Origin of the sequence: Hydrogenophaga sp. SL48 (assembly GCF_021729865.1) — a bacterium.
Classification (GTDB): Bacteria; Pseudomonadota; Gammaproteobacteria; order Burkholderiales; family Burkholderiaceae_C; genus Hydrogenophaga.
Genome location: NZ_CP063400.1, coordinates 3,444,089 through 3,466,399, shown reverse-complemented (window position 1 = coordinate 3,466,399; position 22,311 = coordinate 3,444,089). Strand labels below are relative to the sequence as shown.

Genomic DNA, 22,311 nt, shown 5'->3' with positions numbered 1-22,311 from the left:
CATTCACTGTAAGGGGCTGTCACTGCCAGTGATGCACCAATTGCCTCCCTTACTAGGTAGGGCTGTCTGCGGCATTAAGAACACCTCAAAAGGCATCATGCTTAGCTAAGAGAGAGGAGCTGCTCGCGGCCGTTCCTCCATGAAACTGGCTTCATAAAGCTATCCCTCAAGCAATCTTCCTCACGAAGACGAAACACAAGCGGGCCAACGTCAGTCGATTCATCCGGCAATGAAACCCAAGCCTCGCGGATTACCTGCACTGACCAGTCTTGTCGGCTACCCTTCGACGGTGACACCCTGCTAACTCCCCTGTGAGCATTGGCAGGAACAGCACGAAGAACATCAAGGAGCGTCAACTCCCAAGCGATAGCCGTTGTTTGCACGACTTCAGCATCCGAATACGTCACCACATAGTCGAACAGAAACCATGGAGAACGAAGAGACATCGTCATAGCCTCCCAGGCCTTCTCTCCAGGGCTTATGAGCCCTAGCGGCATTGGATGCTCAAACTCGGCTTTTGTGACAAACATGAGTGCTCCTCTTCTCTAGCGAACCAGCAAGAACGGTTTTGTAGTGTAGACTAAAAACAGTAGATAATTAAGCGGTAGAGGTTTGGTCTGTAGAGTTTTAGAGTGAATGTCGGCACGCTTCTGTGTCATGAAAGAAAGACAGAAGCCGAAACTCCCCACTGCTCGCCAACTGATTGCGCTCAACACCAAGGTTCTCCGTGAACAGGCTGGTTATTCGCAGGAAGGACTAGCTGCAGTGGCCGGGTTCCACCGCACATACATCAGCCAGGTCGAACGAAGCGTTGCGAACGTTTCAGCAGACGGACTGGACAAGTTGGCTTGCGCACTTGAAGTGCCGGTTCAGAGGTTGCTTCAGTTGGCCGCCGAAACAAAGTAGACCTGGCTACTACGACGCATCAGATGAGCGCTTATCTGTTTGGGTGACGAATTTGTGGCCTGTGTCGGTGCTTTGAGTAGCGCCCAAGTCATGGAACCTCGTTCTCAAGCTCAGGAATGCATAGCTATTTGCCGGTCGGTTGCGTTGACGCCGAGGTGGCTTTCGCGAAGCAACAAACTCATAGGAGCTCGAGGTAAAAAAGTCGTCGCTACTTCAACCAGGTGGAAGTATTCAGACAAGGACATTGAGGTAGCTCTCGAGCACTCGGATTGCAATGGTTTGCATTGGGGCAGGTGGGCCCCATGTTCTTCGTGCTGCCTTGACAAACTGACGTCGTGGCACGTGGCGCGAGTCCGGAATGGAACACGCTCCAGAGCCGCAGGCACTCAGGCCACCTCGCAAATCAGGCATTCGGGCTGGGCTTGGCTTAAACCAACCTGCCTCCATGAAAGCCGGGGCGAATCAAGTCCACTTGCGGGCTACACTGAACGTGAATCGGACCGGAGGGGAAAGAGTGAAAATCGTTTCTGTCGGGGAGAGGCTTAAGGCTGCGGGGCTTGACGCGCCACAGCTGAACGCTTTGCAAGCTGATGACACGCTATACACGCTAATCGCTCACCAGCCACTTGGCAGAATTCGAATTACAGCGGACTCGATAGGAAACGCTGACCAGGCGGAGGCGAAGCGACAAGCCGACGCTCTCCTGAGCCTAGCGAGCAAACCCGGGGACCAACCGGACCTACTCGTTTGTCCGGAGTACAGCCTTCCGTGGGACTCTTTGCTTGAGGCGGTCGAACAAGGCCATATTCCCGAATCGGGCAAGCTTTGGGTTTTGGGCTGTGAAAGCCTACTTCTAGGTGGTCTCGACCTTGTTCGCGAAAGGCTCGGCGACAGGGCAGTTGTCCTTGATGACGATGTCTTCCCGTTTGCCCGAACCACCCAGAAATACAGGAATCCACTCGTCTACGTATTTATAGCCAAAGTTTCGGGAGGCTACTCGGAGCGCCTTGTGCTCCTAGTCCAGTACAAGACTGCGCCGTCAGGTGACCCAAACAACACCGAAGCATCCGGCATGCTTCAAGGCGTAAACGTCTATGCATTCGGGAGCCTTCCCGCCGAAGTGCGGCTCATCACTCTCGTGTGCTCGGACGTTTTCGGTTTTGAGAAGGCGCTGATAGACCAGTACTACGAGGGACTCCTTCTCTTGCACATTCAGCTCAACAACAGTCCTCGTCACCTGCTGTACAAGAAGTACCGACAAGAGCTGTTTTCAGCGGCAGGGAACACAGAGCTTCTTTGCTTGAACTGGGCTGACAAGGTGGTCTCGTTTGGCGACACCGGCGAGCATCCATGGAACAACATCTGTGGGTCAGCTTGGTATCTTCTCTCGACCGAGACAAACCTTTCTGACGAATGGATTCGTGAGAATCACAAAAACGGCGTGTACTACACACGTCACGAGCCAATTCGTGCCCATGCCCTGCAGTTTCACTATCGGCCGAGAGTGTTTCTGTTTCAGGCAACCAAGGTCTTTCACCACGCCATCCCAAAGCCACGGTCAACGCGTTCTGGTCCGCACGCCGTGAAGACATTTTTGTGGGAGAAAGACCTAGGCAGTTGGGTAGAACCGAATAAACCGGAGGAGTTTCCAGACGACGGATTCGGGGAGCAGTTGATGGGGGCCTGCACCGAGGAAATAAATCTCGACGACATCCGTCACCTGTACCAAAAGGGGCCAGTTGCCGTTGAGCGGGCGCTGGCTATCACGGCGGGAAGATTCGGCGTACGTCCCGACTGGTACATTCCTTCCCGCATCGATTCCATGCAGCTGTGCGAACATGAGTTGGTTCGCAGGGTCACGGTCACGCAGGACCCCGCACCGGAAGCGCGACATTTTCGAAGCGCCAGGCTTGCAACAGTTCGAGCTATCGCAGAACTCCGTAGCTCCAGCTACGCCTGGCCAACTCCCGTGGAGTTCCTCCGTCAAGGCTTCAATCTCGACTGGAACTTGCAGTACCCTAATCGGAACGTGGTTGCGTTAGACGGAACACTTGCCACAGTGGTTCATGCAGGTCTTGTGGGCGACCTTCGCGAGTTGGACTTGCTAGACCAGCAGGTGCGTAAGACCCTGGCAGGGCCTCCTCGTGAGCCCGACCGCGTCTTAACGAACGAACAGCATGAGCGTTTCGCCCATGAGCACTACGCAACCAACGCGGAACGCTACTGCATTCTCTATGCCGCAGCAGCTGGCACTAAGCACTTCTTGAGCGCTCGCAGCACGTCGTTCACGAGGCCTGCCGGGCAGCCAGATGTCGACATTGGCACTCCGTCGTTCAACCGCCTTGCAGCGAATCCGCAAGGAGCTCAGGGATGAATCTTCAGTCCGCACGAGAGAAGCTGGGACAAAAGTTTGCTGATGTCTCGGAGGTCGCAGCGGGTGTACTTCGAGGGGTTCGTCGCAATGGGAAACGCGACGTAGCTGCGTACGTTTTTGACTTGAACAACCGCCTTCCGGAAACAGTCGGCGGCTTGAGCGAATACCTCGACGAAGTGATGGGGCCGGCGTACTTCAACCGGGACGCCTCACCGGACCTCCGCTGGAACAGCTACCTGTACTTCGTCGTCGATGGGGGGCATGCAAACAACCCCGAGTTCCAGGTTGCCAAACGAAACCTTGAGTCCGACAGGAGCTACGCGCGCAAGTTCGTTGTCGCAGAGGAAGAGCTCGACCGTGTGCTGAGTGAACTCGACTCTATTGCTGTGACAGACGAGTCTGCGAGTTCTACCGATATCGTGAAGGCCTGGTCAGATGGGCTAGGTGCGGTCGGGCTCGCGGACATACTAGACGGCGACCGTCCTATAGCGGACGTTGTGCGAAGTATCTCGTCGGGCACAGCCAAGCAGTCCGTTCGGACTAAGAAGACGACCGGTGCAGAGGCAAGTCAGAAGCTTGTTGAGACACACATATCGAGCATCGACCTGAAGGCTTTTCGTCCATATCCTAGGCAACGCCTCTTTGAAGGGCTTGGAAGAGCCAACCTGGTCTTTGGGACAAACGGCGCAGGAAAGACCTCGCTCCTTGAAGGTCTGGAGTTCCTATATTGCGGCGCGAATCGACGTTCCAAGGCATCCACAACCACGACGGTGCAAGGGTTCCTGGCATCCGGTAGTCCGGTCAAGACATCCGCGAATCAGGTGCTCTCGGATTTCAAGACACGCCAACGGCTCTGGTATGGCGCAGACGACAACAGTCATCAGAACAAGCTGCCGAATCAGTTTGCGCGTTTCAACTTCCTCAACACCGATGCAGCGGCGGAGCTGACCCTGCTCAAGGAGGACTCGACGGTTAGCCATGCCGAGAGTCTGGCTGCGCTACTCAGCGGCCACGAGGCGACGCTGATGTGGCGACGCATCCAAGATGTACGTAAAGCGGTATCGGAAGAACTTCGCTCCAAGCGCTCCGAGCGCGCGCTGGCGGAATCCGACCATAAGGCCAAGGACCAGGAACGACGGGGGCTCGAGGCAGTACCCGAGCAGTCCGACGCAGCGTTCTCCATCTTAAAAAAGGACCTCGAACGCATCGGTTGGCGGGAGGCGCCAGTGAGCAAGCAAGTTGTCACTGAAGAGTTCGTTGACACTCTGTCGGATATGGCATCCGAGCTGGGCAATGTTCAGAGGATTGACTGGCTGCCGAAGTCGTTGAGTCCGGACGCAATTGCTGAGGAAGCGTCGAAACTGCTGCGTGCAACTGAAGGGGTGAAGGCGAAGCTCGCCGATGCCAGTGACGACGAACAACGACGCAGCGTCCTTGGAAAAAGAAGGGATAGCGCCAAGGAGCGATTGGCTGCCCTGCAAGCGGTCCCGGCATCTGCCTACGCCGAGCTCAAGGAGCTTTCATCAAAGCTTCGAACCGCTGATGAGGAGCTCGCCCGGCGCTCGCAGGCACAGGCTTCCTTGCCGACAATCGCGCCACCTGAAGGCTGGGAGTCGGCATGGGGAAGCAGCCTCTTGTCGGCAGCAATCTCTGCCTCGAAGGCAAAACTCGCTGAAACCGCGAAGCGGCTAGAAGACGCAAAGCAGAGCCTAGCGGCAACTACGCGGACGCAGTCGGACTTGCAGAGTGCGATGACAGAATTGCAAGCTTGGGCGCAGAGAGTCGTGGCGCATCGACACTCCGACGCGAGCTGTCCCGTTTGCGGCACAGCGTTTGCGCCTGGTGAGCTGCTTGGCCGCATTCAGTCACTCACGCTGGCACCGGCCGACGCATCGGAAGCGAACCTTCGGCTGCAGATTGACCAGCTGACCGCAATCCTGGCCCAAACCTCGAACGAGGCCGCGTGGCTGGCCCAGCTAGACAAGTACACACGAACAGACTCCGAAGTGGGCGCTCCATGGACCGTCTCCGCAGCGCAGCAGTCCGTCTTGATGTTGAGAGACCGGCAACGCTCGTTGACAGAGACCAGAGACGAAGCTCGCAATGGCCTCGATGCATACGCCCGCCTCGGTTGGACAGTGAGCGCCATCGAGGCGCTTTGCTCGCCAATAAACGGAGAAGACGCGTCGAGACCAGAGTCGCTGGTCCCATTGGAAGCACAACAGCGACTAGAAGAGTACTTGCGGGGTCTTCAGGCCAGCGACGAAGAGGTGGCGAAGAGGATTACGGAGAGAAACAACGAGCTTCGCAAGCGCCTTGACGAGGCAGGCATCCCTGTCAATGCATTCCTCTCAGATGCTGTCGCGCAGTTGGTGGCACGCCAACGGCTCATACAGAACACGGCCGAAGGCTGTGGGATGGTCTCCAGTCAGTTGGACCTGCCGCCCACGGCCGACCTGAGTCTTCTGTTTTCTTCGCTGGAAGCCGCAGTACTTGGTGCAAAAAAGGTCCTCGCTGCACTCCAGACCGAAGGCAATTCGGCGACTCGCTTGGCCTCGCTGCGGACGCAAGTGGCACAGCTAGCGGCGCGCCTGGGTCGCGTTCGGGATTCAATAGAAAGACTTGCGAGCTCACTGAGGGTTCTTGATGACCTTATCGAGAGCCAATCGCTAAATATGGCTAGCGCTGCCATCGTCGCAGCGACGCACACCGTTGCAGACAGCATCTTCAAGCGGATACATGCGCCCAGCGAATACATGGTCACCGCTGAAGAACGGACGCCTCTACGGCGGCGGGACAACCAATCAGCCGTCCAACTTAATCAAGTTAGTACAGGACAACGAGCTGCTTATGCCCTGTCTCTGTTCTTGGCAATGAATGCACAAGTCAAGACAGGCCCGAAAGTGATTCTTCTTGATGACCCAATCTCGCATATCGATGATTTGAACGCCCTGTCCTTCCTCGACTACCTGCGAAACCTTATCTTGAAATCGGACCGACAAGTCTTCTTTGCCACGGCCGACGAAAAAATCGCAGGCCTGTTCGCTCATAAGTTTGGTTTCCTTGGCGACGAGTTCAAGACCATCGAGCTCACTCGACCCTAGACCCACTCATATTCCTTCAAAGAGAACGGGACTGCTCCCGGTCTAGTAGAACCTAGCCTCAAGCCGGTGGTCGCTCGAACGCCTCAGGGCTGATGCAGCCCAGATGACTGTGGCGGCAGGTTCAGTTGAACAACGCTTCGACGTAGCCGAAGACATTGGCTACATACCCCAGGGAGAGGCTGAGGCAAACTACTACCGGCAACTCGCCAGTCAAACTACAGAGAATGGCGGCATGACCTAAACCAAACAGCCGCTGGGAATACCGAGGCGATTCAGGTGTTGCCTTCAGGCCGACATCACTTGAAGACATTGGTGCACTATGTGCATTTGAGCTTCTGCTTTCTTTGCTCGCGGCAGACACTCGGCTCCTGTGGCTCTGAGAGGGTCAAGAGTCCTTTTCGGGTATTTCTGGCCCTCTCTTCTGCGGCGGCATACGCAGCTTGCTCATGAGGGGCCTGCTCTTCTCGATACTTGACTGTGTGCCAGGCCAAGCCTGCTTCGACCAGTCCCATAGCGACGTCTTTGCCCTCAGGTGTATGTACACGACATACCTGGCGTTCGTACCTGTCAACCTTGTAGCAGTCCACAGTGGAGCCAGCCGGGGTGTTGGAGCGCAGTAAGTCGCGGGATACACGCCAATAGCTTTGCCCCACTTCAGGTGCGTCTATCCCTGCAACTCGGATTCGAAGTGTCCCCGCCTCGGTCACACATGTGAACGTATCCCCATCATGAACGTTGCGCACCTCGACGCAGGTTTGCACACCGGCGGGCTCGGAGGCAAGTACTTCGCTCATGGACACTGCCAGTAATGCGCCGACTACCCCTTGAAGAAATCGTTTTTTGGCTCTCATCGTCAGTGTTGTACAACACCTAAGACCAGAGAACTTCTTCTCCAGCCTGAATGTGAATAGGTCACAAGATTGGCTCGCTGTTCAGGTGATAACGTGTTCCTGTTTGAAATAAACCGGCTCCCTAAACGACCACATGGCGCGCCCAAAACGCAAGACTGAAGCGACCACGCTGAAGATGACCCTGGAGGTTCGCGACCTCTGGGAGCGCTGTGCCGCGCAAGAGCACCGGTCGCTGACCAATATGTTCGAGGTGATGGTCCGTGAGTACGCCCGCCGGGCCAAGCTCCCTCCCGCAGCCCCGACCCCCGACTCCACTGAACCCAAGTAAGCCCAGGACCCATGGCCCAAAACTTTTCCGAACTCGCCAACCTCATTTGGTCCGTCGCCGACCTGCTTCGCGGCGACTACAAGCAAGCCGACTACGGCAAAGTCATCCTCCCCTTCACGCTCCTGCGTCGCCTGGAATGCGTTCTGGAGCCGACCAAGCAGGCCGTTCTCGCGGAGTACGAAAAGCGCAAGGACTCGGGCGTCAGCATGGACGTGTTCCTCAAGCGCAAGAGCAAAGAGGCCTTCTACAACACCAGCGTCTTCGACCTGCCCGGCCTGCTGGCCGACCCCAAGTTCGTGCGCTTGAACATGGTGAAGTACGTCTCGGAGTTCTCTTCGGACGCCCGCGATGTGTTCGAGCGTTTTAAATTCCTTGAGCGCGTCGGCGAGCTCGATGACAAGGACCTACTGTTCAAGCTGGTGCAGCTGTTCGCCCAGGTGGACCTGCACCCCGACACTGTGCCCAACGAAGTGATGGGCCAGGTGTTCGAAGAGCTCATCCGGAAGTTCGCGGAAGCATCCAACGAGACGGCTGGTGAACACTTCACCCCCCGCGAGGTCATCCAGCTCATCGTGCATTGCCTGTTCGCGGGTGACGACGAGGCGCTGTCCAAGCCTGGCGTCATTCGCTCGATGTACGACCCCACTGCGGGCACCGGCGGCATCCTGTCTGTCGGCGAGGCGGTGGCACGCGCCATCAACCCCTCCGCCAAGTTGGTGCTCTTCGGGCAGGAACTCAACGACGAGTCCTACGCCATCTGCAAGGCGGACATGCTCATCAAGGGGCAGGACCCGAAGAACATCGTCCGCGGCAACACCCTGTCGGCCGACGGCTTCCCCAACGAGACGTTCGACTACGGGGCTGCGAACCCCCCGTTCGGGGTGGACTGGAAGAAGGTGCTCGAAATGGTCAAAGCCGAGCACGAGCGCCGGGGCTACGCTGGCCGCTTCGGCCCTGGCCTGCCGCGCGTGTCCGATGGCTCGCTGCTGTTCCTGATGCATCTCATTTCGAAGATGCGTCCAGCCGCAGAAGGCGGTGGTCGCATCGGCATCGTGCTCAACGGTTCCCCTCTGTTCACCGGGGATGCCGGCTCAGGTGAGTCCGAAATCCGCCGCTGGATTCTGGAGAACGACCTCCTGGACGCCATCATCGCGCTGCCCAACGACCTGTTCTACAACACCGGCATCGCCACTTACGTCTGGATTCTGGACAACGACAAGCCCAAGGGGCGCAAGGGCAAGGTGCAGCTCATCGACGCGACGCGCATGTACGCCAAGATGAAGAAGAGCCTTGGCAGCAAGCGGGTGCTCATGACGGACGAGCAGATTGGCGAAGTGGTCAAGGCCTACTCGTCGTTCGCCAAGGAGTCGACCTTCGCTCTTGAATACAAGGAACCGGTCAAGGCAGCCGACCCGACCAAGCTGACGGAGCCTGAGCCCCCGCGCGTTGTCACCAAGGTCTTCGACACGACCTACTTCGGCTACCGCAAGGTGACGGTAGACCGGCCCCTGGCTGCGGGCAAGGAGGGCAAGTTCAAGAAGGGCGAGAAGCCCTACGACAAGGACCTGCGCGACACGGAGAGCATCCCGCTGTCGGAGAGCATCGAGGAGTACATGGCTCGCGAGGTGTTGCCTCACATTCGCGATGCATGGGTCAATACCGCCATCGTCGATGACAAGGATGGCCTGCCCGGGAAGGTCGGATACGAAATCAACTTCAACCGGTACTTCTACGTCTACAAGGCCCCGCGCAAGCCCGAGGTCATCGCCGAGGAGATACGGAGGATGGAGGAGCGTTTTGTGGAGTTGATGAAGGGGGTTGTAGTTTGAGCCGCAGTTTCTTCACCGGAGCGCCTGACCGTTGGCCCACTGCGCCCCTTAAACACGTGACTCTCCTGAACCCAGAGGCCCTCCCCGAGACAACTCCCGGAGACACTGAGTTGTCCTACGTCGACATCGCAGCGTTGGAAGGAGGTGACGCATCAGCAGCATTAACGCCGAAGCTGCTGACATTTGAGACGGCCCCAAGTCGAGCTCGAAGAGTTCTTCGCAGTGGAGACACCGTCTTGTCAACCGTTCGCACATACCTAAAGGCTGTAGCGAATTTTCCTGAGGCGCAGCCTGGCCTTATCGCGTCAACGGGTTTTGCGGTACTTCGACCAAACGGAAGACTTCGTCCGCGATTTGCATATTGGGCTGCACTGTCTGAACCGTTTATCGAAAACGTGGTTGCTCACTCTGAGGGGGTCAGCTATCCAGCAATCAACCCTTCCGTTCTTGGCTCACTGCATTTGCCAGTGCCGTCGCTTACTGAGCAAGAACGCATCGCCAACTTCCTTGACGACAAAACGGCACGGATTGATGCGTTGATTGCGGAGAAGGAGCGGCTGGTGGAGCACTTAGACGCGGGAGGCTTTGACCTTTTGCATCAAGCCGTGACCAAAGGACTGAAGCCGACCCGTCTGACAAATTCTCGTAGGGAGTGGATGGGGGCTATTCCAGAGCACTGGTCCGCCCCCTACATCAAGTTCGTGGCCCAAGTGGAGTCTGGGCACACCCCTAGCCGACAAGTACCCGAGTACTGGGAGAACTGTCACATACCCTGGTTTGGATTGTCTGATGTTTGGCAGATTCGAGACGGTGTCAAGGAGGTGGTTGCTGAAACTTCGGAGTTGATAAGCGACCTGGGACTAGCCAATTCTTCTGCGAGGCTACTTCCGAGCGGGACTGTGATTCTTTCCCGAACTGCATCTGTCGGTTTTTCAGCAATCATGGGCGTTCCAATGGCAACGACACAGGACTTCGTGAACTGGATTTGTGGACCGAAAGTCTTGCCAGACTACCTCTTGTATGTGTTCAGGAGCATGCGCTCTGAGTTTGAGCGACTGAAGTTTGGCTCTACCCACTCCACCATCTACATGCCCGATATCGCGAAGATGGCCCTGCCCCTGCCACCCCTTGAGGAGCAACGGGAAATTGTGGCCTTCGCCCGAGAACGAAAGAAGCGGCTAGAGGAGTTGAAGGGCTTTGCTACCGCGGAGCTGATGAAGCTTCGGGAGTACCGCACCTCTTTGATTTCAGCCGCTGTGGCCGGACAGTTGGACGTTGGCAGTTTCGAGGCTGCGAAAGCATGAGCATCCTCTCGCAGCTCTTCGGTGCAGTCCGCGGCACAGCAGTGGCGGCCGAGCACGGAGGCGCACCAGAGCGTATCGACCTGGAGCACGGAATGGTCCGTGTTCCGCGGCTTGGCTTCTTCGGGGTGCCCTACTCGGCTCTCGGGGGGCGGTGGATGGTTGGGTGCCGGGATTCGGATGGCAAGAGCAGGGGTGGTGGAAGAGACTCGGGCAACGGCCAGGTCGTGCTCATCGACCTCCAAGCCAAACGAGTAGCGCTCACGCTCGACAAGATTGCCCGCCCCACCCATGCCGCAGTGGCCGACGACGGGTCTTTTCTGATTCTCGACACGGGATTTGGAATGAATCTGGAGGGTCAGTTGGTGGCCTTTTCGCGGGAGGGCGTTGAACGCTTCCGCAAGAAGTACCAAGCCAACCTGTACACCGTCGACGTGTCTCAGTGTGGGCGCTACGCGGTGGCCCAAACCTGCAACGCTCCAAAGTCTCCGCACAGCAACCTGCTTGAGTGCATTGACCTGTCGAACGGGTCGCTGCTGTTCTCGATTTCGCCCGCCACACCCTGGACAAAGCAATACCGATTCGAAGTCGTCGCGGGGCAGTTGAGCCGGTTGCTGGTCAATCCGGATGGCATGGGCTGGTTTGCCTACTCAGCTTCCGGCGCGTTCCTCGATACGGGCGAATTCAGGACGGCCGAGCTTTCGAAGGGGGACTACGGCACCAGGACGATGGCGGTCGAACGTCTCCTGGAAGCCACCCCAGGCGTCGATGCCGCAACAAAGGCGCTTGAGGTGCTTGACGGCGTGCTCGCCGAAGTGGAAGGGAAGCATCCTGATTGGACCGCACGAGCCTACCGGCTGGCAGGTGAAGCGCTCGAGCGGCTGAATCGAACCGGGGACGCGATTGGCGCCTACGAGTTGGCACTCTCCCTCAACCCGAAGGTGGGCTGCAAACGAAGGTTGGACGTCTTGCGAAAGACGATTCGATAGACTCAACACGAAAATCAATTCAGGGAGTGAGATGAGCCTCGCATCAAATAAAGCGGCCCTAGCCGCAATCGCCGTCGCTGCCGCCGGCATCGGTGCCTATTGGCACTACTCGCCGTACTTGGTCATGAAGTCGCTGCGGGCAGCTGCCGAAGCCCGCAATGCGGATGCTTTCAACGAGAAGGTCGACTACCCCAAGCTGAGGGAGAGCCTCAAGGGGCAGATGGCCGCCATGGTTGCTGACAAGATTGGCACCGGGGCCAGCACAGGCAATCAGTTCGAGGCGATGGGGTCGGCGATGGCCCTTGCGCTCATCAACCCCCTCATCGACGCCATGGTTCGGCCAGAGCTGGTTATGAAGGCCATGAGCAACGGCGAGCTCAGCCTGAAACCCGGGAGGGCGGAGACCAGACAGCCTGGCGAACCCAAGCAGGAGCCGAAGTGGGATGTTGAGCGAGTCAGCATGAACAAGGTCATCGCCTATGCCCAGGACGCGAAGGACTCTGGGGCGGCGAAGTTCGGGGTGGTGTTCGAGCGGAGTGGCTTCGCGGACTGGAAGCTCACTGAGCTGCGGATGCCTACGCCCCCTTCTGAGTAGTCGCAGAATAAAACCCAAGCCTACAAGTCTGAAAGGATGCTAGATGGGCTACAGAGGACGAAGATACCGCCGCCGCTCAGGCAATGAGTTCGGCTCGATGGTCGGAGATACCGCGGCTATCGCCAACAGCTTTGGGCCTCGCGGGGCACTTGTTGTCGGTGTCGTGGGCTTCATCTTCTTTTACTTTCTCGTCCCCGCGCTGGTCACTGCTTGGTTGGAGCACAACCAGGCAAAGATGTCCACCGGGGTTACGGGCCAGGTCTACCGAAACCTGCTGGAGGCCATCTTCTCCAAGCGCTTCATCCGTCCGTCTGAACTGGCTGGAATTGCCGTTCTCCTGCTTGGCGTTGGCCTTGCCATCTGGAAGGCAGTGACTCAAGACTCCCTGTCGAGGACCGGCGAACGGGACGCCAGCTTCTTTTCAAGACTTCTCGCGCGCTTTCTCGACTGACAAAATCGACCATGCCAACCATCTACAACGTACACACCGAGCACCAGTTCGAGAACGACATCTGCGCCCACCTTGAGAGCAACGGCTGGTCGGTCCGCACTCATCTCAAGAACGCCACCTCCTACAACCGTGAGCAGGCGCTGTTCGTTGAGGACCTGTTGGGCTTCGTGCAAGACACCCAGCCGCAGGAGTGGGCGAAGTTCAAGCGTTGGCACAACGGTCAGTCGGAGTCCATGTTTGCCAAGCGGGTGGCTGAGCAGCTCGACCGCCACGGCACCCTACACCTGCTGCGCCATGGATTCAAGGACCGTGACGCCAAGTTCTTTCTGTGCCAGGCACGCCCCGCCCACCACAAGAACCAGGCACTGTGGGACAGCTACGAGAAGAACCGGCTGACGTGCATCAGGCAACTGCACTACAGCCTGCACAACGAAAAGAGCATCGACTTGGTGCTGTTTGTGAACGGCCTTCCGGTGGCCACGGCCGAGCTCAAGACAGACCTGACGCAGAGCATTCAGCACGCCATCACCCAGTACAAGAAGGACCGCCTGCCGCGCGACCCAAAGGCGAATGAGCCGGAGGCGCTGCTGCAGTTCAAGACCCGGGCGCTGGTGCACTTCGCGGTGTCATCCGACGAAGTCTTCATGGCCACCAAGCTGGAGGGGGACAAGACCTTCTTCCTGCCGTTCAACCTGGGCAATCCTGACGGCATGGGTGGCGCCGACGCGGGCAACCCGCCGGCGCAGGGGTACTCCACCTACTACCTGTGGGAGAACGTCTGGAGTCGCCACTACTGGATTGACATCCTGACCAACTTCCTGCACCTGGAGGTCAAAGAAGAGGAAGACCCGAGAACAGGCCGGAAGGTCGTCAAGGAAACCCTCATCTTCCCGCGCTATCACCAGCTCGACGCAGTGCTGCGCCTGGTGAAGGCGGCTGCGGAGGAAGGGGCCGGGCACAGCTACCTCATCCAACACTCTGCCGGCTCGGGCAAGTCCAACTCCATCGCATGGACGGCCCACCGCCTGGCCAACCTGCACGACGAGAAGGACCAGAAGGTCTTCGATTCGGTCATCGTGGTGACCGACCGTCGCGTGTTGGACCGTCAGCTGCAGGAGACCATCAGCCAGTTCGACCACAAGGCCGGGGTCGTCCAGAAGATTGACGAGAACTCGGACCAGCTGGCCAAGGCACTCAACAGCGGCACCCCCATCGTCATCACGACCATCCAGAAGTTCCCCTTTGTGCTGTCCAAGGTGCAGGGGATGAAAGACCGGCGATTTGCCCTCATCGTGGATGAGGCCCACTCCGGGCAGTCCGGCACCGCTGCCCAGAAGCTGCGCCGCGCCCTGACCACCGAGGCGTCCCCGAAGACGGTGTCGGTTGAACTCGATGGCGAAAACGTCGAGGTTTCGGTGGACGTCGAAATCGACCCGGAGGACGTGACCTCCGAGGACATCATCAACGAGGTAATGAACTCGCGGGTGCGGCCCAAGAACGTCTCGTACTTCGCCTTCACAGCCACGCCCAAGGCCAAGACCATGGAGCTGTTCGGTCGCCCGGGGCCATCTGGTCTGCCCGAACCCTTCCACGTGTACTCGATGCGCCAGGCCATCGCCGAGGGGTTCATCTTGGACGTCCTGCGCAACTACACCAGCTACAAGACCTACTACAAGCTGCGCACCGAGTCCGACGAAAAGCTGGTGCCCAAGAACCAGGCTCGGAAAGCGCTGGCGCGCTTCGCCATCCTCCATGAACACAACCTCTCTCAGCGCGTGGCGGTCATCGTGGAGCACTTCCACGAGCACGTGGCCAAGAAGCTGGGTGGGAAGGCCAAGGCCATGGTGGTCACCGACAGCCGCCTGGCGGCCGTGCGCTACAAGCTGGCGATGGACAAGTACCTCAAGGCCCAGGGCTACGACAAAGAGATGCGAGCACTGGTGGCGTTTTCCGGAAAGGTCGAGGACCCCGACTTCAAGGGTGAGGAGCACACCGAGTCCAGCATGAACCCCGACATCAAGGGCCTGGAGCCCTCCGATGCATTCAAGGACGACCTGTACCGGTTGCTGCTGGTGGCCAACAAGTACCAGACCGGCTTCGACCAGCCGCTGCTGCACTCCATGTACGTGGACAAGCGCCTGTCGGGGGTGCTGGCGGTGCAGACGCTCTCCCGCCTTAACCGCACCTACCCGGGCAAGGAAGACACGTTCGTCCTGGACTTTGTCAACGACCCGGCCGAAATCCTTGCGTCGTTCCAGCCCTACTACCGCGGTGCGCAGCTCGAAGAAGTCACTGACCCCAACATCGTCCACGAGCTGCAGACCAAGCTGGACCAGGTCGGTGTCTACACCCGAGCCGAGGTCGAAGGGCTGGCAGACGCGTTCTTTGACCCCAAGCGCAAGCAGGCCACCCTCCATGGGTTTCTCAAGCCTGCCAAAGACCGCTTCGATGCGCTGGAGGAAGACGACGAAGAGAAGGCAGACCAGTTCCGCAAGGACCTGGGCACCTTTCTGCGGATGTACGACTTCCTCAGCCAAATCATCCCGTACAACGACCCTGACCTGGAGAAGCTGTACACCTTCGGCAAGAACTTCATGCCCCGCATTGAGAGCAAGGAAGGAGGGGCAAGCCTCATCGAGCTGGATGCAGACGTGCGACTGACTCACTACCGGCTGCAGAAGCTCGGGGAGCAGCAGCTCGACCTGGCCACCGGAGAGGTGGTCAAGCTCAAACCGGCTTCGGAAGCCGGTACCGGCAAGGCGGTCGACGAGGAGAAGGTCCGTCTGGGTGAGGTGGTCAGCCGCATGAACGACCTGTTCTCGGGGACCCTGACCGAGGGCGACCTGGTGGGCTACGTCACCACCATCAAGGGCAAGCTGATGGAGAACGAGGCGCTCGCGGCCCAGGCGGCTAGCAACACCGAACAGCAGTTCGCCATGGGCGACTTCAAGGACGTCTTTACGGACATCATCATTGAAGGTCAGGAGGCTCACAACAACATCGCCAACCAGCTGCTCAAGGACGACCGCGTGTTTGCGGCGATGCAGGGGATGCTGGCCAAGATGGTGTACCAGGCGTTTGCGCAAAGAGCGCAATGACCATGTCTGACTCGTACTATTTCGACTGAGTCCTTTCAGGCAGCCAAGACTCACACTCCTTCATCGACCGATTGTTTTTCAATGCTCAGTATTCGTAGTGTGCGAGCGGGGAGTTTGTCAACACGGAGTACGGATTCATCACCCACGCAAAGCCCAAGCAGGGCTTGTGCAAGCGGAGTTGCCTCATTGAGAAGGCCAAGTCGAAGATTGCTTGAACTATCAACAATCTGAACTGTGTGACGTTCGAAGGGGTCTGCGACCACCTCGTACGTCACGCGGTCCCCAAGCTCTACGAACAGGTCAGTGGGGCTCGATGCGCCTGAGCCCGCCAAGCTTGTGTCATTGAAAAGGCGGGGTACTTCCAAGTTCTCTGCAAGTTGCTCGTCAGCAGATGTGAGCTCTTCGAGGTCCTCGTCACTGAATGGCGCAGGCAGTGCAGCATCTTCATCAAGCCGATGTTCAAGGAATCCTACGAGTCGGTCGGTCTGCCCCACGGGGTCTGTAAACCAGTCTGTTGACCACACCCGAATGATGCGACCTCGCCAACCAAGAGACTCCAGTACTTCCTGTCTAATGCGGTCGCGGTCGCGTGCAGACAGGCTACTGTGATAAGTCACACCATCACACTCCACTCCAGCAAGGAACTCGCCGCGACGCTCGGGATGCCGTACACCTAGGTCAACAAAGTAGCCGGCGACCCCAACCTGTGACTCTGTTTCATACCCACGATTCCGCAAGGCATCGGCCACGGCAATTTCAAAGTCACTGTCCGCTTCACGCCCAGTTGCGACACCACGAACGCTGGGAAGCAAGCCTGTTTGAGCGAATTCGAGGTACTCGCGTAAGGCCTTTCTACCGAGCGACACCTTCTCATCAACCACAACATCCGTCGGCAGCATCGAGGTGAAAAGGTCGATGCGTCGTCTTGCTCTGGTAAAGAGCACGTTCAGACGACGCCAACCATCTGGGCGATTGATGGGGCCGAAGTTCTGCCTAACGGCAGAACCATCTGGCGGCTTTCCGAACGTCGTGGAAACGAAGATGACGTCCCGCTCATCGCCCTGCACGTTTTCCAAGTTCTTGACGAAGAACCCCCACCCGGCTTTCTCATGACGGTCAAGATACTCCGCAGCTCCGGGAAAGTTACGCAGCTTCTTGTCCAGAAGGTCCTCTATGAGCTCGCGTTGCGTTTGATTGAGTGTCACAACGCCGAGAGACTCTTCAGGGCACGACAGCATGTGCTCGAAAACGGCATCTACGACACGTTGAGCCTCAGGGATGTTGCGACGGTCTTGGTATATGCCTTCACGAACGTAGCGATAGTTCACGCCAAGACGTCTGTTGCGTTTGTACGGGGACGGAAAAACCACTAGGCGGCCATCGTAGAACTGAGAGTTAGAGAACGCTATCAAGGACTCGTGTTGTGACCGATAGTGCCAGCGAAGCGTGCGTACTGGTCGATAGAGGTGCTCGCAGATACCGAGAATGCTCTCCACTCCGTCCACAATTGCCGGTTCTGCGTCCGGGTCTTCGTTGTCGTCCTCCATAAGACGACCGAAAAAGTTTGTCGGAGGCAACTGCTTGGGGTCTCCCACGACGACCAACTGCTTGCCCCTGGCAAGTGCGCCCAGTGCGTCCTCTGGCCGGAGCTGCGATGCTTCATCCATGACCACCAAGTCGAATTGCAGATACCCCTGCTCAAGGTACTGTGCTACTGAGAGCGGTCCCATCATGAAACATGGCTTGAGCTCCAGGAGCGAGCGGCCTGCACGTCGCAGAAGTTGCCGGATGGGAATGTGCCGCTTTTGCTTCTTCGTTTCCTTGGTCAAAAGCGCCATCTCAGTCAGGTCCCCAACACGACCTGAGCTCACTCCCTGGAGCAACCGTTTGGAAGAGTCCACTTTGTAGGCGTACATCTCGCCATTGAGAGCAATCAGCTCTTTGTCCAGCTTAGCGAACTCAGTTCTGAGTCGCTCATGGCCAGAGCCAGTAAATTTGGCTAGCTCTCGGTGGTTGGAGAGCACTCCACGCGAAAGCGTCTTGAAGAAGACGTAGTCGAAAGCCTGAACAAGAGAGCTCGACTTGAGTGAGCCGTTGGCTACTTGCTGAATCAATTCGCCAACACCGAGAGGGTCAGCCTCATTGCATGCAGCAAGATACTTTGACCAAGGAACAAGCGCTTCACCAGCTGCTAGCGCACGTTCAAGGCGCTTCTTTGCATCTGCAGGTGTCGGCGCGCCGTCCCACTTTGTCCAGTCAAGCTCACCCCACTTCTCGATGTTGCTCATCGTTTGGTGGTAAGACTTGATGGCAGAGTTGGCATCGGAAATCAAACGTGCGACCGTTGGCGCAGCTTTTTTGGAGTCTGCTTGAAGTAGTCGGTTCGCAACACCATCAGGGAGGTGCTGAGACACAGCGAAGACATCACTTCCCCAAGTCAGGCAGACAAGGAGCTGCGATTCGTCCGTAGCCTCGCCGCGCAGATAGCCACCAAGCAACCTCACCAAGCTCTGGTCGCTAGCGACAGAGGCCTCAACCCTCGTGGCCTCAATCCCGGATTGAATGGCCTCGACAGCATCCTTTGTAGACACTCCAGACTTGGCTGCCGGTATCAGTGGTTCAACTAGGCCGCATAGTGCGGCCAGTTGTCGACTTCGGGTATCAATCCAGTCATGTAATGAGCCGAGCATGGGAACCTCGTTGGAGGAAAGCACCGTGCTCGCACTCGTATTGAAGTCCACTAGAACCTGAAGAATGTTCAGCGTCGACTGTGGCGACTCGCTCTCCCCACATGCAAGCGATACACACTCTCCCAGTGCTCTTGCGGCATCCGTCGTTGTTTGGAGGTGGGTGACAGCCTCTCGCAGGTTTTGGTACGAAAGCGGAGACGACGACAAACCAAGTGTCGCGCCGGCTTGTGCCAGTTGATTGGGTGCTTGAATCAAGGCTCGAAGAAGGTCGCTGTGCTCACTGATACGGCGCCGGAGTTCAACCAGCTCTTGCGCTCGCTTAACAGAGCCTGTTGGACGCACCACACCCTTGAGAAGCGCTGCTCCTGCTGACAGGTTATTTCCGTACTGGTCTAGCGGAGTGAAAAGCTCGTCAATTCTTCGAACCCGTGCTAGTGCAGGGTCTATTCCCGGAAGCGAATGCACCAACTGAGAGAGACGGTGGAGCTTTGACACCCACCCTTTGACCTTTGCACTACTTCCAGCAATGAGCAGGATGTGCTGTTCTGGAATGGAGACCAGGTTGATGTGCTGACCAGCCTCTGTTGTCAGCAGGGAAGATGTTCCTGTTCGAATCCACTCATGGATGCGTCTGGCCTTCGTGAAGTCAGTCTCCATGCCGTTGAACAGGGGACCCATGACAGACTTGAACTGCTCATTCGCACAGAACTCTCGTTGTGAAGCCTTCCAGGAAAGCACGGCGGAGAAGTGCTCGCTCATCACCTCTGAGGAAGCGTTTTTCTTGTGTTTTGTCGTGCCCTTGAATGCATTTTTTGCTCTGCGCCAATCCGAGCGAAAAACGTTGAATAGACTGTCTCCCCGTCTAAACGTCTGGACATAGATGCGAAGAGACTCCTCTTCCGGCAGGGTATCCAAGTGGAAAGCAGAAGTTACTTTGGAGGCTTTGTAGGCAATGCTTTTGTATGAGTCCTCAGCTCGAATCGCGATGTCTGCGAAGTCAGTACGCTCAAGGCCTGGGCCTCGAAGAGGCAGCAATTCTCTGGGTGCTGACTCCATGACAGAGAGCAGTACCTCTATCGAATCGAGCCAAGACTTTGAGACTTCAATTGGTATCCCTAGTCGAGAGAAGAATGTTTTTAGCTCATCGGCAGCCTGGCTGGCCCCGGCAACTACCTCAGAGGTCTCCCTTGCGGTCGCTGCGAATTGCTCTGCTGTCCAGTCTCCCCAGCCACCCGAGTTCAGTCGTCTCAACTCTTCAAGCAAGGCGTCATCGAGGACTGCTTCGGGAAGCAGCTCTGGCATGCCTCTGCCGTCGAGGAGGGACTGCAATTCCTCTGTGCGCCCTGCGAAGGGGACACCGCTCGCTTTCAACACGGAGGCGACTTGGTCAAGCGACGTGTGGACATCTCTGACAGTGCGCGAAGCAGCTGTTCCAATCGCAATCAGTTCGGGTCCGGGAGTGAGCATCCACTGAGAGCATTCGACATTGCCTGCTACTGAAGCAAGCCGACGAAGAACGTTTTCGACATCTCTAGGCTGATGAAGCTCTCTGCCGCTCGCGAGCTTTGTCAGTCTTTCCAGGAGTTCCTTGAGTCGCATTCCTGAAGAAAGTACTTCTGATGGCGGCCGGCTCAAGGCTTCCTCGGTAAGGACTGGCCAACCTTCTTGAACAGCGCACTTGAATTGGTGCATGTCGGTTGGTTGTTGGTGAGTAAGGCGCTCAACTGAGCGCCTTCTCAGTCCTCGAATACCCTCCAGCAAAGACGAAAGCCGCAGCAACTCACCCCTCACCCTTTCCGCGGAGCTAGCCCCGTCAACGAACATCGACTCAAGCAGCTCTCCTTCCAAATTCGAAGGGACTGAGGAGAGGGTCTCGACAGCATTCAGTGCGTCATTGAGTTGTCTGATGGTCCACGAAGAGCCGTCAAATATTGGGCCCAAATCACATGTGGCACTTTCAGCTTTACCGGCGTGCACCAGTGCCTGTTCAACGGTGCGCAGAATCGGAAGCTCATCTCCCTTGATGAGAAGTCCTGGCTGAAAGCCAAGCCAAGGGCTCTCTTGGGGCGGACAGTGAAGCTCATCAAGTGCATTTGCTGCGTCGCTCAAGACCATACGGCACTTGTCCAGTTGGCTTGCATCCCAACCATCTGCTCCCTGGATTGAGATGCCAGCCACGGCGTCTAGCTCGTCTTCAATGTGCTGGCGCTTCCGCTCCGTAACCCAGAACACTGTGTGAACTGAAAGGTCAAGGCTGTTCCCAGTCGTGCTTCCCAGTAACGCGGAGTACGAGTTGAGAGCTTTTCTCTTCTCACGGAGAACGGAAACATGTGACTCATAGCCGCTTGGCTTGAGGTACCGCCTGGTCATGCGTTGCTCGACGCTTTCCAGGAGCTGCTTCTTCTGTGTCTTGTGACTGTGGAGCTCTAGGCAAAAATCCCCAAGTTTCGCTTTCTCCAGCCGTTGCTTTACGACCTCCAGAGCAGCCAACTTTTCTGAGACGAACAGCACTTTCTTACCGCCAGCAATCGCGGAAGCAATGATGTTTGTGATGGTTTGAGACTTGCCGGTTCCCGGTGGTCCGTTGATGACCAGGCTTTTTCCGCTCTTGACGTCGATGAGAGCGCTGTGCTGGGACGAGTCTGCGTCGTAGATGAGCGGTAGCTCTCCGTCGTCGTGGCCGTCGATGTCGTAGTCCTCGGCGTGAAACGCACCACTGGCCTCTACGCGCCCACCCTCAAAAATGTTGCGCAGCAATTCACTTGATAGAAGGCCCTGTGACTTTGCTGGGTCCAGGTCCGCCCAGATAGCCAGCTTCCCGAAAGACAGGAATCCAAGTGAGAGCCTGCGCCTGACCGTCCAGTTTCGCCGCTTTGATACCGCTGCTTGAATCTTTGAGAAATAGTCTTCCGGGGTGTCTTCTTCACCTAGCTCTGGCAATTCGAGACGGAACTGCTGCCGGAACTTTTCCCGTAGAGTGAAGTTTTCAGCAATATCTTCACCGGAGTGGCTGAGCTCATACAGGTAGGTTCGTGATTCATCGTCTAGCTTTCCTCGAACTAGGTTGACTGGCATTGAGAGCAGCGGGGCGTGTACTGCCTTTTCAGAGTCTTCGCTGTCGAAGTACTCCAGGAAGCCGAACATGAGATACAACATGTTCGTGCCAGTCTCTTCGATGACTGTGCGCGCCTCTGACGAGATTTTTCGAACACCTTTTTCCAAGTCAGCCGGGTACTGAAGTACTTGAAGACCAGGCAGGCGCCTGTAAGTGGTTGCCTCAGTTGAGGGCGCAATATCAACGGTTGTTCCAATGTCCAGTTCGCGAGCATAGATTCGAGCTTCCGGCTTCTTGCCACCCTCGTACCGCCTCATCGGCGGGTCTGGAACGTACAGCAGCGCAACCGACTTGCCTTCTTCGAGCCTTTCAAAAAGAAGGTTCAAGTCTGGACTATCAACAACCTGGAGCGAGCGGCCCTTGGGGTGCTTGTAGTTCAGCAGCCGATTCCGCATTGACAAGTCCAGCAGCCGTGTCCTCAGCTTGGCAAGCGCGTCGCCTACTGCGAGCTTGCCGCTGAATAGTTCACCCGCCAGCTTACTGGCGTCATCCTCTTTGTAGAGACTCTCGTCGGACATGCACACCCCTGCCTTTTTGGTTGTCTAACGGAACTGTTTGGAGGGCATCCAAAAGCTCTGCCGAATTCAAAAATTGTTACATGCATGGTAGCTGCTCAGGACTCTAAGACATGAGTGAATCTCTTTACCAGGTTCGTATGCGCCTTACGGCTTGGAGCCACT

13 protein-coding genes are annotated in these 22,311 nt (G+C 57.2%); 10 read left to right on the top strand and 3 right to left on the bottom strand.

The window, feature by feature from the left end; genetic code table 11:
* The first annotated feature begins 657 nt into the window (after positions 1 to 657).
* The 3 genes from IM738_RS16370 (at position 658) to IM738_RS16360 (ending at position 6,384) form a co-directional block, all read left to right on the top strand.
* Entirely contained in the window at positions 658 to 906 is a 249-nt protein-coding gene (locus IM738_RS16370) for a helix-turn-helix domain-containing protein (protein ID WP_236962083.1), read from the top strand.
* A gap of 514 nt (positions 907 to 1,420) precedes the next feature.
* Positions 1,421 to 3,280, top strand: coding sequence for a hypothetical protein (locus IM738_RS16365; protein WP_236962082.1), 1,860 nt, complete (start codon positions 1,421 to 1,423; stop codon positions 3,278 to 3,280).
* Entirely contained in the window at positions 3,277 to 6,384 is a 3,108-nt protein-coding gene (locus tag IM738_RS16360; protein ID WP_236962080.1) for a hypothetical protein, read from the top strand. The genes IM738_RS16365 and IM738_RS16360 overlap by 4 nt, the downstream gene beginning before the upstream one ends.
* Positions 6,385 to 6,505: 121 nt before the next feature.
* On the opposite strand, the gene IM738_RS16355 is transcribed toward IM738_RS16360, so the two are convergent.
* Positions 6,506 to 6,694 (bottom strand): hypothetical protein, encoded by a 189-nt coding sequence (locus IM738_RS16355; protein ID WP_236966463.1) that lies wholly within the window; start codon positions 6,692 to 6,694, stop codon positions 6,506 to 6,508.
* A gap of 7 nt (positions 6,695 to 6,701) precedes the next feature.
* Positions 6,702 to 7,178, bottom strand: a complete 477-nt coding sequence (locus IM738_RS26045) for a thermonuclease family protein (protein WP_442908434.1) — start codon at positions 7,176 to 7,178, stop codon at positions 6,702 to 6,704.
* 190 nt (positions 7,179 to 7,368) lie between these two features.
* Between IM738_RS26045 and IM738_RS16350 the strand changes: the two genes are divergently transcribed.
* The 7 genes from IM738_RS16350 to IM738_RS16320 all read left to right on the top strand — a co-directional run bounded on the left by IM738_RS16350 (position 7,369) and on the right by IM738_RS16320 (position 15,826).
* Positions 7,369 to 7,563: a hypothetical protein gene (locus IM738_RS16350; protein WP_236962079.1), complete on the top strand. Its 195-nt coding sequence runs from the start codon at positions 7,369 to 7,371 to the stop codon at positions 7,561 to 7,563.
* A gap of 11 nt (positions 7,564 to 7,574) precedes the next feature.
* The gene (locus IM738_RS16345) at positions 7,575 to 9,392 is read left to right on the top strand and encodes a type I restriction-modification system subunit M (protein WP_236962078.1); all 1,818 of its coding nucleotides are present in this window, start codon (positions 7,575 to 7,577) and stop codon (positions 9,390 to 9,392) included.
* 110 nt (positions 9,393 to 9,502) lie between these two features.
* The gene (locus tag IM738_RS16340; protein WP_236962077.1) at positions 9,503 to 10,696 is read left to right on the top strand and encodes a restriction endonuclease subunit S; all 1,194 of its coding nucleotides are present in this window, start codon (positions 9,503 to 9,505) and stop codon (positions 10,694 to 10,696) included.
* A complete protein-coding gene (locus tag IM738_RS16335) occupies positions 10,693 to 11,682 on the top strand; it encodes a tetratricopeptide repeat protein (protein ID WP_236962076.1) in 990 nt (329 codons plus the stop codon). The genes IM738_RS16340 and IM738_RS16335 overlap by 4 nt, the downstream gene beginning before the upstream one ends.
* Positions 11,683 to 11,713: 31 nt before the next feature.
* The gene (locus IM738_RS16330; protein ID WP_236962075.1) at positions 11,714 to 12,277 is read left to right on the top strand and encodes a DUF2939 domain-containing protein; all 564 of its coding nucleotides are present in this window, start codon (positions 11,714 to 11,716) and stop codon (positions 12,275 to 12,277) included.
* Positions 12,278 to 12,320: 43 nt separating this feature from the next.
* On the top strand, positions 12,321 to 12,728 hold the full coding sequence (locus tag IM738_RS16325; RefSeq protein ID WP_236962074.1) for a hypothetical protein: 408 nt from the start codon (positions 12,321 to 12,323) through the stop codon (positions 12,726 to 12,728).
* Positions 12,729 to 12,739: 11 nt separating this feature from the next.
* The gene (locus IM738_RS16320) at positions 12,740 to 15,826 is read left to right on the top strand and encodes a type I restriction endonuclease subunit R (protein ID WP_236962073.1); all 3,087 of its coding nucleotides are present in this window, start codon (positions 12,740 to 12,742) and stop codon (positions 15,824 to 15,826) included.
* Between the two features lie 50 nt (positions 15,827 to 15,876).
* On the opposite strand, the gene IM738_RS16315 is transcribed toward IM738_RS16320, so the two are convergent.
* On the bottom strand, positions 15,877 to 22,149 hold the full coding sequence (locus IM738_RS16315) for a DUF4011 domain-containing protein (RefSeq protein ID WP_236962072.1): 6,273 nt from the start codon (positions 22,147 to 22,149) through the stop codon (positions 15,877 to 15,879).
* Positions 22,150 to 22,311 lie beyond the last annotated feature (162 nt).

Coding starts and splice junctions, on each gene's coding strand:
- IM738_RS16370 (WP_236962083.1), top strand. CDS start 658: ATGAAAGAAAGACAGAAGCCGAAACTCCCCACTGCTCGCCAACTGATT.
- IM738_RS16360 (WP_236962080.1), top strand. CDS start 3,277: ATGAATCTTCAGTCCGCACGAGAGAAGCTGGGACAAAAGTTTGCTGAT.
- IM738_RS16355 (WP_236966463.1), bottom strand. CDS start 6,694: ATGTCTTCAAGTGATGTCGGCCTGAAGGCAACACCTGAATCGCCTCGG.
- IM738_RS26045 (WP_442908434.1), bottom strand. CDS start 7,178: ATGAGCGAAGTACTTGCCTCCGAGCCCGCCGGTGTGCAAACCTGCGTC.
- IM738_RS16350 (WP_236962079.1), top strand. CDS start 7,369: ATGGCGCGCCCAAAACGCAAGACTGAAGCGACCACGCTGAAGATGACC.
- IM738_RS16345 (WP_236962078.1), top strand. CDS start 7,575: ATGGCCCAAAACTTTTCCGAACTCGCCAACCTCATTTGGTCCGTCGCC.
- IM738_RS16335 (WP_236962076.1), top strand. CDS start 10,693: ATGAGCATCCTCTCGCAGCTCTTCGGTGCAGTCCGCGGCACAGCAGTG.
- IM738_RS16330 (WP_236962075.1), top strand. CDS start 11,714: ATGAGCCTCGCATCAAATAAAGCGGCCCTAGCCGCAATCGCCGTCGCT.
- IM738_RS16325 (WP_236962074.1), top strand. CDS start 12,321: ATGGGCTACAGAGGACGAAGATACCGCCGCCGCTCAGGCAATGAGTTC.
- IM738_RS16320 (WP_236962073.1), top strand. CDS start 12,740: ATGCCAACCATCTACAACGTACACACCGAGCACCAGTTCGAGAACGAC.
- IM738_RS16315 (WP_236962072.1), bottom strand. CDS start 22,149: ATGTCCGACGAGAGTCTCTACAAAGAGGATGACGCCAGTAAGCTGGCG.